The organism is Algibacter pectinivorans, assembly GCF_900112595.1.
GTDB classification, from domain to species: Bacteria; Bacteroidota; Bacteroidia; order Flavobacteriales; family Flavobacteriaceae; genus Algibacter_B; species Algibacter_B pectinivorans.
The window spans coordinates 435,415-450,917 of record NZ_FOMI01000002.1 but is presented as its reverse complement, the minus strand read 5'-3'; the positions used below and the strand labels follow the sequence as shown (position 1 = coordinate 450,917).

Genomic DNA, 15,503 nt, shown 5'->3' with positions numbered 1-15,503 from the left:
TTTTTAAAATCTTGCACGAAACTTATAGCTCAAACTTACCAATCTTTATCGGTTTTAATTTTAACACCTTTTTGTTTTTCGGCATTCATTTTTTCTTGAACTTTTTGTTCTTGATTATTCATGGCTTCTAACAAACTTTTAATTTGCTGAGGCGATAATTGTCCTGGTTGCTGTTGTGGCTTTTTATTGTCTTCCTTCTCCTTGTCTCCTTCATTGCCCTTATCTTCTTTTTCATCTTTAGGTTTACCATCCTCATCTTTCTCGTCTTCACCTTCTTTTTTATCGTCGTCGCCCTCGTCCTTTTTATCCTTTTTATCCTCTTTATCTTCGCCTTCTTTATCTTTATTATCCTGGTTTTCCTTTTGGCCTTGGTTCTCTTTATTATCGTCTTGCTTTTCGTCTTTGTTATCTTTATCCTCCTTATTTTGGTCGTCTTGCTGTTGTTGCTGTTCTGCACAAACTTTTGCTACACCTAAATTGTATCTCGTTTCATTATCGGTAGGATTGTTTCTTAATGCATTTTTATAAGCTTCAACCGCTTCCTTACATTTTTCATTTTGCATTAAAATGTTTCCAATGTTATGAAATGCTTTATGTTTTTCAGACTTTGTACTTGCTGTTTTTACAGCTTGTTCCAATCGATATAAGGCTTCGTTAAAATTACCACTTTTGTAATACGATGTACCTAAATTATATGCTCCTGTAGCTCCTGTAGGTTGTTCTGAAATGGCTTTGCGGTAAGCCATTTCTGCCGAAACAAAATCTTCATTGCCAATTAGCTCATTACCTTCATAAACATAATTATTTGCCTTTTTTGCAGCTAACAATAACGCTTCGTTTTCTTCTTGCGAAAAAGAAAAAATCGAGGTTAATGTTATTATAATAAGAATTATATGCTTCATTTTTTATTTCTAATTTATAGAATCTTATGTGTTTTTGGCGTTAAAAAAATTATAAATATTTATTACCCTTAGTAATAAGGTTTACGCTTTCGCGGACATTAAAAATTTTCATTAAATAGATTTAACTTCTTTAACCAACCTGTTTTTCTTTCTAATAGTAAAACATCTAATAATAAAAAGAAAATTCCGAAACCTAAAAACCATTGAAACTGATCTTTAAAATCTGCAAATTCTTTAGCTTCAAACTCCGTTTTATCCATGGTATTTAATATCTCACGAATATTTTCAACTACATTGTTTGTATTTTTACCGTTAATGTAAACACCGTTAGCCTCTGATGCTATATTTTTTAGTGTTTCTTCATTTAGCTTGGTAATTACGGTTTCGCCTTGGCTATCTTTTTTATAACTTAATACAACACCGTTTCTTTTTTCTGGAATTGGTCCTCCTTTTACATCGCCAACACCAATGGTGAAAATTCTAATACCTTCCTCGCTAGCTTCTTCTGCAACCACGGCTGCTTGTTCGCTATGATCCTCGCCATCGGAAAGTATTATAAGTACACGATTGGTTTGCTCCTCGTTATCAAAATAGGTTTTAGCCAATTTAATAGCTTCGTTTATGGCGGTACCTTGCGATGATAGCATATCGGTATTCATGCTTTGTAAAAACATTTTAGCCGATGCATAATCTGTTGTAATTGGCAGTTGCGGAAACGCTTTTCCGGCATAGGCAATAATACCCACACGGTCGCTTGCTAAATTATTTATAATTTGAGTAACTAATTGTTTGGATTTTTCTAGTCGGTTTGGAGCAATATCTTCTGCCAACATACTTTTAGAAACATCGACTGCAAACACAATATCGACACCTTCGCGCTTAACCGTTTCTAGTTTTGTACCAATTTTAGGATTTACCAAAGCAATTGTTAAACATAAAAATGCTAAACTTAATACAATGACCTTTAAAACGGATTTAAAAACAGACCTATTAGGACTTAATCGCTTAAGCAATGCGGCATCAGCAAACTTTTTTTGGGTTCTATACCTCCAAAATTGAAGCACCAAAAAAAGCAGGATTATTACTGGAATAACTCCTAATGTCCAAAACCATATTTTTTCTTCTAATTGAAACATTTTATTGTTTAGTTGTTTGTCGCGGATTTGTTTAAATCTGTTTCCACGAATTCACTAATATTTTTATTCTTAGGGTTCTTTTTTTATGATTTCCGCCTTTGCGAAAATAAAAAAACATCTAAATAAAACTTCTAAAAACGGTGTAACGCAATAGTAATTCCATTAGCAGTAACAAGCCTGCAAGAATGACTAATGGTCTAAATTTTTCTTCGTAATTATAATATTTAAACTCTTCGATTTCTGTTTTCTCTAACTTATTTATCTCTTCGTAAATCTCTTCTAGCTTTTTATTATTGGTGGCTCTAAAATATTTACCTCCTGTAACCTTGGCAATTTCTTTTAGCAACTCCTCATCAATTTCAACTTGAATTCTACCATATTGAAAATTACCATTTGGTAAAATAGCTACTGGCGATAAGGCCATTCCGTTGGTTCCTAAACCTATGGTGTACGTTTTAATACCATACTCGACAGCCAACTCACTTGCAATTTTAGGATCTATAAACCCAGAGTTGTTTACACCATCGGTTAATAAAATAATAACTTTACTTGATGCTTTACTATCCTTTAATCTATTTACAGAGGTTGCTAAACCCATGCCTATGGCAGTTCCGCCTTCAATAATATTATTGTATTTAATGCCTTTTAGCGAACGCAATACAATAGACTTATCGCTTGTAATTGGTGTTTTGGTGTAACTCTCGCCGGCGTATTCTACTAGACCTATCCTATCGTTTGGTCTGCCCATAATAAACTCTGAGGCTACTTTTTTTAAGGCTTCTAATCTATTTGGCGATAAATCTTTAGCCAGCATACTTGCAGAAACATCAATAGCCATAACAATATCTATACCTCGGGTGGTTTTCGTTTTTGTAGACACATCTACCGATTGTGGTCTAGCCAATGCCATTATTAAAAGAGTTAATGCCAATAAACGTAAGCCAAACAACAAATGCCTAAGTTTTGGCAACCAAGAACTGGTTACTTTAAAACCTTTTAAACTTGATATTTTAAGTTCGGCTGTTTGTTTTTTATTTTTTAAAATGTACCATAGTACAACCAATGGAATGACTAACAGCAACCAGAAAAATTCTTTATTTACAAATTCAATACCTTCTAACATTATTCTTCTGCAGGTTTAAGTTCGACTGAATTTAATATACGATCTACCATTTGTTGGGCATAAACATCTTGTTCTTTATAAAAAAGCATAACCTGTTGCACCACGCTTTCTGCGGTAAATCCTAAAATAACATATTTACCTTTTTCAAGTTTATCGGTTCCAAGAACCGGAGAATCCATGGTGCCATAAACCTTTAATCCTTCGGCACCATTTGGTGTTACAAACTTTTCGTTTTTAGTAATTATATTTTGTGCTCCAGCGTTTTCAAACACTTTTAATGTGCCTTCCATTGCCTGCTCCAAATTAATTTTATTCTCGCCTAAATTTTTAATGTTTGTTGTGGCTACTTGTATTTGAAAATTATCAATTAAGCTTCCATAGCTAAATTGCGTTAATTCTATTTGTTGTGCCATTTCTTCTGGCAACTGTGGCGTGCTACGTTTTAAAACTTTAGGTGTAGAAATGGTAATTGGCGGAAAACCATAGGCACTACGTACCCAATCGCCCTCTAAAAGCTCTTTACTATCATGACCAATTATAGTGTCTTTTACTAAATCGAATCCGTATTTTACAGACAAACCTGTTAAAGTTGCAAGCAATAAAAACACACTAATACCTACGGTTAGCCATATCTTTTTACGTTTCTTTTTGCGTTCTTGCTCTTCTCTATATTTTTCGTCTAACAGCTTTTCTTCCTCGGTAGGTTCTGGTAAGGCTTCTTTTACATGATCAATTTCTACATCTATGGTATCTCTATCAATTTTTGCCAACTCGATATCTGGAGCAGATTTTGCAAATTTTACTAAATCGGCACGTTTTAAGATGTCTTCTAAATTCTTAATATCGTCCTGACTTAAATCGACTTGATTGCCTTGTTTTAGTATTTTTAATCTTGTAATTAGCTCGTCGGTGGTACTCTCTAAAGCTTTATCGTATACTTTTTCGTCTAGATATTTTCTAATAATAAAAGTTAACTCTGAGTAGTAATCCTTTAAATTTTTGTTTTCTAAATACGTACTTTCATCCAACTTACGAATGGCTAATTTTGCTCTATCATAAGGTGGTAATAAGGCTATTTTTTCATCTTCGGTTAACGGCTTTTTTCGCCAAATAAACCAATATAGTAAAAACGCTATTGCACCTATGATTAGTAAGGTTAGCAATAGATACTTCCACCAATCGCTCCCGCTTTTCTCTACAGCAATAATGGGTTTAATATCGTATAAACCTTGCGTGGTATCTACCACAACATTATTAACCTCAACCCTTAACGAATCGGTGAAAAAGGTTTTATCGCCAATAATTATTTTTTGCCTTGGAATGGTGTACGATCCAGAATCGAATTGGGTTAATCCGTATTTTTTAATTAGGTTATATTTATCGCTTTTTTTTAGCGTATCAATATCATAGGATTCAATCATCTCTAAAGGCGAAAAAGTTTGCCCTTCCGGAAAAACCACTAAATCGGTAGAGTCTGCTTCAACTTGAACGTAATATGTAATTTGCTCTCCAATTTTTATTGAAGTAGAGTCGATCGTTGATGAGACTTGACCTGATGAAACAAGAGAAAATAGAATAAAGAATATAGAAAAAAAGACCGCAGACGGAAGTCCGATGACGGTGTGTTTTCTATTCATATATCGTAAATCGTTATTCATAAATTGTAAATCTTTTTATCCTCTTCTTTTAAAATAGCCTAAAAGCTTTTTTACATAACTTTCGTCTACGCGACAATCTATAGCGCCGGCACCAGATTTTGTAAAACTATCTTTATAATATGCTACTTTTTGGCTGTAGAACTTCCCGTAATTAATTCGCACTTTTTTTGAAGCTGTGTTAACTAGCATGAGTTCGCCAGTTTCCTCATCTTGCATTTGTACTATACCTAGATTTGGAATTTCTTCTTCTCGCTTATCGTAAACCCGAATACCTGTAACATCGTGTTTTCCAGAAACTATTTTCATGGTTTGATGGTAATCGTCTGCAATAAAATCGGAAAGCACAAATACAATGGCTTTCTTTTTCATGACGTTTTGCAAAAACTTTAAGGCCTCGGCAAAATTTGTAAGTTTACTTTCTGGCTTAAACTCTATAAGCTCGCGAATAATACGTAGTACATGCGATCGTCCTTTTTTAGGCGGAATATATAGCTCTACTTTATCTGAAAATAAAATAAGCCCTATTTTATCGTTATTCTGTGTTGCCGAAAAGGCTAAAGTTGCAGCAATTTCAGTAACCACTTCGTTTTTAAATTGCTGGTTGGTACCAAACATCTCAGACCCCGAAACATCTACCATAAGCATCATGGTAAGTTCGCGTTCTTCTTCAAAAACTTTTACGTAAGGCTCGTTATAACGTGCGGTAACATTCCAGTCTATATTTCTAACATCATCGCCAAATTGATACTGACGCACCTCACTAAAAGTCATACCACGACCTTTAAAGGTAGAATGGTATTCTCCTCCAAAAATATGATCAGACAAACGCCGTGTCTTAATCTCAATTTTTCGTACTTTTTTTAGTAATTCTTTAGTATCCATCTATTCAGTAAACAGTTTTCAGTCGCAGTAATCAGTTATCAATAAACCGTTAAGTTTTTTAGTATTCAGTTAAGTAAGCAACTGCTCACTGAAACTGAATACTGGAAACTCATTTATGGTACCTCTATTTCGTTTACTATTTTGTTTATAATATCTATTGAAGTAATATTTTCTGCTTCAGCTTCGTAAGTAATTCCAATTCTGTGTCTTAATACATCATAAACTACAGCACGAACATCTTCAGGAATTACATACCCACGGCGCTTAATAAATGCATAACATTTTGCCGCTGTTGCTAAGTTTATACTACCACGAGGTGATGCTCCAAAAGATATTAATGGTTTTAAATCTGGAAGTCTAAATTTTTCTGGATAACGCGTAGCAAAAATAATATCTAGTATGTATTTTTCTATTTTTTCATCCATGTAAACATCTCTAACAGCATCTTGTGCTCTAAGAATCTGTGCTATAGACACCACAGGGTTTACTTTATCCCAAGCTCCTTTTAAATTGGCACGCATAATTAACTGCTCCTCGTCAATTTTTGGGTAATCAATAACTGTTTTTAGCATAAATCGATCCACCTGTGCTTCTGGTAGAGGATAAGTTCCTTCCTGCTCAACCGGATTCATAGTTGCCATTACTAAAAAAGGTTTATCTAACTTAAAGGTTTCATCGCCAATAGTTACCTGCTTTTCTTGCATGGCTTCTAAAAGCGCCGATTGCACTTTTGCGGGCGCTCTATTAATCTCATCTGCTAATACGAAATTTGCAAATATTGGCCCTTTTTTAATTGAAAAATCATTAACCTTCATATTGTAGATTAATGTTCCTGTAACATCTGCAGGTAATAAATCTGGAGTAAACTGTATTCTACTAAAGCTACCATCTACAGCCTGTGCCAAAGTGTTAATTGCTAAAGTTTTTGCTAAACCCGGAACACCTTCAAGCAAAATATGCCCTTGTCCCAACAAACCAATTAACAAACGCTCTACCATGTGTTTTTGACCTACGATGACTTTATTCATTTCTAGCATCAGTAAATCAACAAAAGCACTTTCTTTTTCAATTTTCTCGTTAATTGACTTAATATCAATTGTACTGGTTTCTTCCATCATTTTTTGTTTTATTATAAATCCAAAAATACAGTAGTTATTTTCGGTTTGCAAAGTGTTAAAATTTTTGCTGATACCATGTTAAAAAATGGTTAAAAAAATTAAGGAAACCCAATGTTTATACCATTTAACAAATAATTATTATAAGTTTATCTTAAATAGTTAAAGCATCCTAACTTATATCTTTTAAAAAGCTTCTATTTTAAAATAGCTTTTAAGTATTTTTAGGGTGTAGACAAATAAAACATAATATGAAAAAAACAGCACTAATTACTGGGGCTACAAGTGGAATTGGAGAAGCTACCGCCTATGAGTTTGCAAAACAAGGGATTAACTTGGTACTTTGTGGCAGACGGTTACAACGCTTAAAAACCATTGAGAAAGCATTAGCACGATTAACCGATGTTCATGTTTTAAATTTTGATGTTCGCGATAAGGACGCGACGTTTAAAGCCATTGCAAACCTTCCAGAAGATTTTAAAACTATTGATATTTTAATAAATAATGCAGGTAACGCTCATGGTTTAGACCCAATACACAACGGAAGTACAGACGATTGGGATGCCATGATGGACATTAATGTTAAAGGTTTGCTATATGTTAGTAAAGCCATAATACCACAAATGACGGAGCGTAAATCTGGTCAAATAATAAATATTGGATCGTCGGCCGGTAAAGAGGTGTACCCAAAAGGCAATGTGTATTGCGCTAGTAAACATGCCGTTTTAGCTATTACAGAGGGCATGCGTATGGATTTAAACCCGTATGGCATTAAAGTTGGAGCCATTAACCCTGGTTTGGTAGAAACCGAATTTTCTAAAGTACGCTTTAAAGGCGATGCTGTGGCCGATAACGTGTACAAAGGCTTTAAAGCCCTACAAGCTAAAGACATAGCAGAAATTATTTATTTTGCCGTTTCTAGGCCACCACATGTTAATATTGCAGATTTATTGGTATTTCCAACGGCTCAGGCTAATTCTTCTATGGTGAAAAAAATTGGTAAACAAAATAATTAAAATTTTAAAAAACACAGAACACTACTTAATTACACTATTTGTCATAAATTTACAACACTTTTACCTATGCAATACCACTAATTTAAAAAACACTTTTTACAAATTATAAACAAAACACTCATCTTTAAACACAATTAATTATACTAAATATAGTGATCAATAAATTCTTAATTATGAAAACCAGTCTAAAACCCTCAAGCTTTTTTATTTTAACAATTTTATTATTTATATGTTCCTGCGGCAGCGACGACGACTCTAGTGCCAGCAATAAAATAATCGTTAATAACCTAGTTACTAATTTTGATGAAAACCCTGCAGTAGATGCGATTATTGCCACTATCCAAGCCTCAAGCACAAACACCTTGAGTTTTAGTATAAGCTCTCAAACACCTTCTGGAGCATTAAAAATTAACCCTAGTACAGGTGAGTTGTCGGTAGCAGACCCTGAGGCCTTTGATTATGAAACTAACCCAATAATAAGCGCCTCAATTTCTATTGTTGATGCCATTGATACAGCAAGTGCTACGGCCACAATTAACATTAACAATCTAGATGATATCAAGTCTTTTTTAACAGCCTCTCAAGCAAATTATTTAGCTGCTGCTGATGGCACATGGGTTATTATTGAAGAAGCAGAATATAATGCACTAGCTAATAAATTAAATAATGTTACTAAAGTAGCAACTTCCGATGATGATTATATAGCTTACGAAAGCTCTAACCTAAATGCACCTACATCCTTTTCTGGCGCAAATAACAATGGCATAACAATGCCGGCTAGTAGTTATGTTTTTGCATTTAAAATGAACAACCATGCCGTAAGTACAACAAACAAAGTAAAGCAATCAAGCACAAGTGCCTCCGATGGGTTCGTAGATATTGGTGGCTTATTACCCGCTAACGAGGTAGGTACTAATTGTTATGTTTTAAAAGGAAGTAATACACCAACTACCGACATAGGATATTTAGGCATTTATGCAAATAAAAACATTAGTTATAAGAATGTCGCAGAGCGAAATGTTGTTACAGGACCGGGTGATGTAAACAGTTTTCCAAACTCAGCAAATCAAGTAGTGTTATATCAAGGCCTGAGCACAACTCAAAAGCAATGGTAATATTTGCTTAAAATATGGATTTAATTAGGAGACTATTGTATTCGCGTAAAAGAAACTTGACAATATCGAAATGATTAACAAACGCCTCCTCATAAAACATTTACTTGCCCACAACGACGAGAACAGCTTTTATGATAAAAAGCGAAAAGTTGATATTAGCCATAAGGAAGGAAAGGCTAAGTTTTTAAAGCATATCTGCGCCCTTTCCAATAGTAATCCAAAAAACAATTCGTATATAGTTATTGGAGTTGAAGATGAAGATAACACTATTATTGGAGTCGATTTTTTTGATGATAGCAAAATACAAAACCTCATTAATGCCTATTTGAGCCATCCGCCAATCGTGCAATATGAAAACATCCCGTTTCCACATTTACCAGACGATAAAGTAGTTGGCTTAGTAACTATTAGACCTACAGGTAAAATAACATCTCTTAGAAAAAACATTTGGAAATACTATGGCGGCTCTGTCTTTTTTAGAGATGGCAGTATAAGTATGCCTAAGGTTTTTGATATTGAAATTAAGGATGTAAATTCTAAAATAGTTGAAGCTATAGAAAACCATGCGCAAAACAATATAGAGCACACTCTAAATGGTGTTTTCCATTTTATGAATAGCCGTAAAGACTATAATGCACAATACAAAGTATTTAAAGAGTATTTTGTTGTATGTTGGGCAGGACATAAAAAGAAAGTTAAAGAAAATACATTTTACTCTAGAGTGGATATAGAATTAATTAACGAACAGGTGCGTTTGTTTTTTTCGGCTTTAGACGAAGTTGCCATATCGATTAACGATGATAGCTTTAAAATTATTGAATACGTAAATCTGGGCCTTCAAAATTTAGCTAAATATTATCCTTTGGAAGAGACAATTATTAAGTTTGAAGATAATGCCAATTACTCTATTGACACCCATTTACTTTTTGCGCCTCCGCAGTTTAATAAAAAAGATTTACACCATGTTTACAATACAAATAATGCCATTTTAGAAAAACTAAAAAAAGGTCAACCACTAACTACGAGCGAAGACTTAGATTTAAGAAATCTACCATCAACTTACCTAATTTGTTACCTCAACTTATTTCATGAGGCTATAGACAAACTACACGAAGCCAAACCTTACATAAAGGCTTACAACAAGGAATATTACAACCTCTACAAAGAGTCTTTAAGAATTTTAAGAAAAGTTAAGTACAGCTAATTTTCTGCCTTAAGTGAAGCCTAAAAACCTAAACACGTAGGCTTACTTATTTCTTAAAACCATGGTCTATTGTATATCTAATACATACAATAACCTTGATAACCCTTTGATTATCTAGATAAAACAAACATGTTACATATGTGATATACTTTGTTACATATGTGATGTAAAGTCAATTAGTTAAGGTATAATTTGCATGCAATTATTAACATAACTTACAAATTTAAAACATGAAAACAGTATTTAAAAACTACAAATTACTAGTCGTATTACTTTTAATGACATCATTTTGCGCTTGCTCCAGTGATGATAACAAAGAAGATGAACCCACTGTAACAGAACTATTAGAAAATAAATGGTTTGCAGCAGGAGTTTGGGATACAACTACCAACCCTGAAACCTATGAAGAAGCAAACGATTGTACTAGAAACATATATCTTAATTTTTTAAGCGATGGCACATTACTGTCTCAGAACTATTTTCTTAATTCCGACGATGTCTGCGAATCGGGAGTTATCGAAACATACACCTACATTTTAAGCGCTGATGGCACACAAGTTATAATAGAATCTGAAGACGACACATCAACACTAATTATTACCACTATTGATGATACTACTTTAGAACTTTATAATAAAAAGTATCCTGAATTTAGGACTAGATTAAGCAAATAAATTAGTGTTATTTTTATAATTAGTTAGTCTCGAAAGCCCTAAATTTTATCGCCTAATAAAATTTGGGGTTATTCTGTATTTTTAACATTATTATAACATTGTAAGACTATATTTATTTATATTTGCAATGCTATTAATCATTTAATTAAACCTTGCGCCCCAAATCGTTAAGATTGGTTCAGGGTTTTTTTAGTCCCTAAATTTTCCTGAAAAACCTATCGTTTATTTAGTATAGCAATTAATACACTACACTCAAGACGTCTTTATTTGAAGGAAACCTGTTGTATCTAAATTTCCAATAAATTATTATTATCACGTCCTTTATCAGAGGCACCCGCGTTAGAGATTCCAATGGTAACCTGCCTAAAGGTATGATAGCGCTCATAAAATTTAAATGAGCTTTAAATAAAATCTAACTGATTAAAGGCTTTATTAAGCACTTTTTTATTATCTACTTCTAGCCATTTATCTAACACGGTGGCGTAAATAGTTCTAAAATCTATTTCGAATTTCAAATCGCCGTTATCGTCTAAATTACTTAAACTCGCCATATTATTATATAACCCTTGTTTCTTTAAGTTTTCTCCAATTATAAATACATTGTTTGCTGTACCATGATCTGTACCAACACTAGCGTTTTGTTTTACACGGCGCCCAAATTCCGAAAAGGTTAAAATTAAAGTATCTTTAAATGTGTTATTATCTTTTAAATCTTCCACAAAAGCCTCTACACTTTCTGCATAATTACCTAATAATCGTTTTTGGGCATTTAATTGATTTACGTGTGTATCGAAACCGCCTAAAGAGGTATAAAACACCTTAGTATCTAAGCGCGAATTAATAAATTGTGCAGTGGTTTTCATCTGCTTTCCAAATTTATTATTTGGATATTCTTTTTTACTAGTAACGGTTTTACTGGTTTCGAAAATATACTTAGCTGAAGACTCCGCAGCAATCATAGATTTGTATAAATAACCCAAATTGTGCTCGCTTAAATGTGCATCGTTTTTATGCTTATGAATGTTTTTAAAATATGGATCTTTAGACAGGTTATATAAAGCCTTTGCATCTTGTGTTGCAATAGCGTTAAACTGTTCGCCTTTCATGGCTAGGGATAAACTTTCGTCCACCTCGATAGCGCTGTGTGGTTGTTTACCATAATGATCTAAATAACGACCAATCCATCCACTTTGCGAATATGTATTAGCATCGGTAGCAGTTTGCCAAATATCCATAGACCTAAAATGAGAACGTACTGGATTTGGGTACCCTACGTTATTAATAATAGATAAATAACCCTTATCGTACAGCCTTTTTAATGGCTTTAAACTAGCGTTTAAACCAACCTCATCGTTTAACTTAATAATATCTTTTTGTGGAATTCCTAATGTAGGACGCGCTTTATAATACACATCGTTTCTGTAAGGAATAACAGTATTTAGCCCATCATTACCTCCAGATAGCTGTATAATTACTAAACGTTTATAACCTAATGTACTACTTGCAACCTCCTCGAATGCTCTAACAAAACTAGGAACAAAAAATAGGCTACTTGCTAAAGACGACTGTTTTAAAAATTTTCTTCTGTCCATAATTAACACATTTGATATTCGGGTAACGACATGAGCTGCACACAGTATTCTTTTTTAGAGACTTTCTCTAAAGATTGCAAATACGCTTTTGCGCTTTCACTAACCTCGCACGCCAAGACATGTTTTTGAAAATCACTTATCGCAACATTTTTAAATTGTGTATTAAAATACTCCCAATTAGCAACTGTTTTAAATCGTTTACCATATTTTTTCTTAAAAGCCTCTTTTTTAGCCTGAGCATATTCATCAACCTCACCTAGTTTTTCTTTAGATATATAGGCGTTATTTAATAATAATGATGGTAATTTTAAACGCAAAACAATAGTATTGCTATCTATCCAGCTTTTACCACCTTTCCAACCAGCTACATTTGGTGGATTTAAAAGTATTTGACCTAATAGTTTTTGAATATATAAAAGTTGTTTCGGGTTTTTAAAATCTGTAGGCACTATGGTTTTAAGACCTACTATAAATTCTATTGGCGACTTAATTTTTGAACCTATATTTTGATCATTATAAAACCAGCCAGATGTAAGCATATAACGCATTACATTCTCAATATTATAGTCTTTATAAAAAACATTAGCCATTTCATTAACATGATTTTCATCAATCAAATCATTTACAAAATAGCGGTATATCTTTCCGCATATATACTTTGCGCATTGTTTTTGCTCCAGGATAATATCGATAATATCTTCGCCCGAGAAACTACCTGTTTTTCCAAAAAAGGTTTTTTCGCCTTGGTCGTGTGCTCGTTTTCTAAATACAAAATCACCTTGTAAATTATGACTATAACCTGTAAACGCTCTAGCACTTTCTTTTATATCTGCTTCGGAATAATTACCAACACCTAAGGTGAACAATTCCATGAGTTCGCGAGCAAAATTCTCGTTAGGTCTTTGTTTTTTATTCTGCTTTGTGTTTAAATATTTTGTCATAGCTGCTTCTTTAGAAACTGCATTTACAAATGCTTTAAAATCGCCTAAGGCATGTTTTCTTAGCGTATTATTAAACTGTTGAATATAGGTAATACTATTGTCCTCGCATACAAAATGGTTGGCCCAAAACAGGGTCATTTTTTCCCTTAATACATCTTGAGAGTTTGCAAGTCTTTCAATCCAAGCCACATTTAACTCAAGCTGTTTCATGCGACTTAATTTTTGAACTTTTCTGCGTGTTTCAGCATCTAGTTTTTCACCCTTCATAAAAGCACTTTTATAAATAGCTTTTATTTCCGAAGTATCGACTTCCAGAGGTATAAACTGTTTCGAAGCCTTAAACAGCTCATTAATAATTGCTTTTTCGCTCTTTTTTGACAACTTATTTAAAGTTGCGGGTAAAATCCCAAAACCAATACGTCTGTATAAATGTTGTATATGTTTTGTTTTCATAAAGCGATAATATTAAGACATAAAACCTATTAAGTAGCAACACGGTATACCATTAGACCTAAATGTTTTAAAATAGTTTAATATGAATATACAAAAAAACCGTTTCTTTACAGGAAACGGTTTTTATTAAAATATGGTAACACTTATTTTCCGCCATCCAATTCGTCTTGCCATTTAAGCAATTCGGCCCATTTGCCTTCGTAAGCAAACTTAGCTTGTTTTGGCCATGTACCTGGTTTGTGCATTTTAAACCTATCGCCTCCACTAATTAAAACGTCTTTACATTTTTCAATGGAACACTCTGATAATGCTTTCCATGTTTTTACACCATTATTATGAAATAACTCCTGAATTTTTGGGCCAATACCCTCCACAACCGTTAAATCGTTATCTTTTATTTTCTTTCCAAACACAGCTTTAGCCGCAGCTGCATCAAAAGGAATTAAAACAGCACTGGACACAGAAGCCGCAGGAGCAGCAGGAGCGGCTAATGATGACGCTAAAGACGCTTTAGTTGATTTTAAATCGCCCTCTATAGACACTTTACTTAATTTACAGGCATCTAGCTCTGCTTGTAGTTTCCCTAATTTTTCATTACAGTCATCATGAGTTCCTCCACCTAAGAGTCTTCCTAATAAATAACCTAATATAGCGCAAATAGCACCGACTAATAATGGAATTAATATACACCAATTCATAATTTTATATTTTTTTTATTTTAGTTAATTGTAATTTCTGTTCTTCTATTTTTTGCGCGTCCTGCTTCGGTGGCATTGTCTGCAATAGGCACGTTAGGTCCTTTAGATGATGTTTCTATATTGCCTTCCAATAGTCCATTTTTAACTAAATAACCCTTAGCAAAATCGGCACGCTGCTGGCCTAAAACAATATTTTTTGCGGCATCTCCTGTATTATCGGTATGTCCTACAACCTGTATTTTAACCCCTAATTTATCTACACAATGAGAAATATCTGCGATTTTCTGGCGCTGTTCTGGAGTTAAATTTATTGATGCTTGCCCAGTTTTAAAATGTAACACTAATGGGTTTGACCTAATGGCATCGCAAGCTGTTTTTAAAGCTTCAATTGCCGAGGTATCTGATGCATCTGTTGTTGCAACAACAAACTCCACTGGTCCAAACAATATATTACTATCATCTGCATGAATAGCATCGTTTAATTTGCCATAAGTATCTATTTGTTTAGAAGAGATGCCATGTAAAACCAAGTAATTTTTAACCGAATTTGCTCTTGCTATCCCAAGATTTGGATAGGCAGAATTGTTAACTTCATCACTTTTATAAAAACCTGTAATATCTACTGTTTTTAAAGGATTTGCTAAAAGATAGTCTTTAAGCTTTACCACACCGTTTTCAACATTAGCAGAAACAGGTTGTAAAATTGAAAAATTAGACGATTTAAAATTGAAATTCTCACTTAAGTTAAGATTAAAGTCGCCGTTAGCATCTTTTATTACAAGTGCATTTTTAGTGGCATCTTTTTTTTCTGGAGTTACAACACTTTTAGTTTCGTCTACTTTATTTTTACAAGATTCTTTGCCACAGCATACGCTACAACAGAGAAAGTAATACAAAATAGTACCGATAATAATAGTGAGTATAATTCCTAAAAGATAGGATGATTTTTTACTCATTAGATTTTAGTTTTTGGTTAATAAAATATAAGTATCTA

The 15,503-nt window shown here is 33.4% G+C and carries 14 protein-coding genes; 4 read left to right on the top strand and 10 right to left on the bottom strand.

Going from position 1 to position 15,503, the window contains the following annotated elements; all coding sequences use genetic code 11:
• Window positions 1-35: 35 nt before the first annotated feature.
• The 6 genes from BMY96_RS04650 to BMY96_RS04625 all read right to left on the bottom strand — a co-directional run bounded on the left by BMY96_RS04650 (window position 36) and on the right by BMY96_RS04625 (window position 6,816).
• Window positions 36-902 carry a tetratricopeptide repeat protein gene (locus BMY96_RS04650; RefSeq protein ID WP_092849669.1) on the bottom strand — a complete coding sequence of 289 codons (867 nt, stop codon included), beginning with the start codon at window positions 900-902 and terminating at the stop codon, window positions 36-38.
• 98 nt (window positions 903-1,000) lie between these two features.
• Complete coding sequence (locus BMY96_RS04645) at window positions 1,001-2,038, bottom strand: vWA domain-containing protein (protein ID WP_092849666.1); 1,038 nt, start codon at window positions 2,036-2,038, stop codon at window positions 1,001-1,003.
• A 118-nt stretch (window positions 2,039-2,156) separates the two neighbouring features.
• Entirely contained in the window at window positions 2,157-3,161 is a 1,005-nt protein-coding gene (locus BMY96_RS04640; protein WP_092849664.1) for a vWA domain-containing protein, read from the bottom strand.
• On the bottom strand, window positions 3,161-4,819 hold the full coding sequence (locus tag BMY96_RS04635) for a BatD family protein (RefSeq protein ID WP_245750540.1): 1,659 nt from the start codon (window positions 4,817-4,819) through the stop codon (window positions 3,161-3,163). The genes BMY96_RS04640 and BMY96_RS04635 overlap by 1 nt, the downstream gene beginning before the upstream one ends.
• A 15-nt stretch (window positions 4,820-4,834) precedes the next feature.
• Window positions 4,835-5,701, bottom strand: a complete 867-nt coding sequence (locus BMY96_RS04630; protein WP_092849660.1) for a DUF58 domain-containing protein — start codon at window positions 5,699-5,701, stop codon at window positions 4,835-4,837.
• Between the two features lie 113 nt (window positions 5,702-5,814).
• Window positions 5,815-6,816, bottom strand: coding sequence for an AAA family ATPase (locus BMY96_RS04625; RefSeq protein WP_092849888.1), 1,002 nt, complete (start codon window positions 6,814-6,816; stop codon window positions 5,815-5,817).
• A 251-nt stretch (window positions 6,817-7,067) separates the two neighbouring features.
• On the opposite strand from BMY96_RS04625, the gene BMY96_RS04620 reads away from it, so the two are divergent.
• From BMY96_RS04620 to BMY96_RS04605, 4 genes are all read left to right on the top strand, one after another.
• Window positions 7,068-7,832, top strand: coding sequence for an SDR family NAD(P)-dependent oxidoreductase (locus tag BMY96_RS04620; RefSeq protein WP_092849657.1), 765 nt, complete (start codon window positions 7,068-7,070; stop codon window positions 7,830-7,832).
• A 173-nt stretch (window positions 7,833-8,005) separates the two neighbouring features.
• On the top strand, window positions 8,006-8,947 hold the full coding sequence (locus tag BMY96_RS04615) for a cadherin repeat domain-containing protein (protein WP_092849654.1): 942 nt from the start codon (window positions 8,006-8,008) through the stop codon (window positions 8,945-8,947).
• A 70-nt stretch (window positions 8,948-9,017) separates the two neighbouring features.
• On the top strand, window positions 9,018-10,151 hold the full coding sequence (locus tag BMY96_RS04610; protein WP_092849652.1) for an ATP-binding protein: 1,134 nt from the start codon (window positions 9,018-9,020) through the stop codon (window positions 10,149-10,151).
• Between the two features lie 230 nt (window positions 10,152-10,381).
• Window positions 10,382-10,825, top strand: coding sequence for a lipocalin family protein (locus BMY96_RS04605; protein WP_092849650.1), 444 nt, complete (start codon window positions 10,382-10,384; stop codon window positions 10,823-10,825).
• Window positions 10,826-11,226: 401 nt separating this feature from the next.
• Here the strand turns inward: BMY96_RS04605 and BMY96_RS04600 are convergent, their stop codons facing one another.
• From BMY96_RS04600 to BMY96_RS04585, 4 genes are all read right to left on the bottom strand, one after another.
• The gene (locus BMY96_RS04600) at window positions 11,227-12,417 is read right to left on the bottom strand and encodes a DUF1501 domain-containing protein (RefSeq protein WP_092849648.1); all 1,191 of its coding nucleotides are present in this window, start codon (window positions 12,415-12,417) and stop codon (window positions 11,227-11,229) included.
• Between the two features lie 2 nt (window positions 12,418-12,419).
• A complete protein-coding gene (locus tag BMY96_RS04595; protein ID WP_092849645.1) occupies window positions 12,420-13,811 on the bottom strand; it encodes a DUF1800 domain-containing protein in 1,392 nt (463 codons plus the stop codon).
• A 143-nt stretch (window positions 13,812-13,954) separates the two neighbouring features.
• Window positions 13,955-14,509, bottom strand: a complete 555-nt coding sequence (locus BMY96_RS04590; RefSeq protein WP_092849642.1) for a hypothetical protein — start codon at window positions 14,507-14,509, stop codon at window positions 13,955-13,957.
• A 20-nt stretch (window positions 14,510-14,529) separates the two neighbouring features.
• Window positions 14,530-15,465 carry an OmpA family protein gene (locus BMY96_RS04585; RefSeq protein ID WP_092849639.1) on the bottom strand — a complete coding sequence of 312 codons (936 nt, stop codon included), beginning with the start codon at window positions 15,463-15,465 and terminating at the stop codon, window positions 14,530-14,532.
• Between the last annotated feature and the right edge of the window lie 38 nt (window positions 15,466-15,503).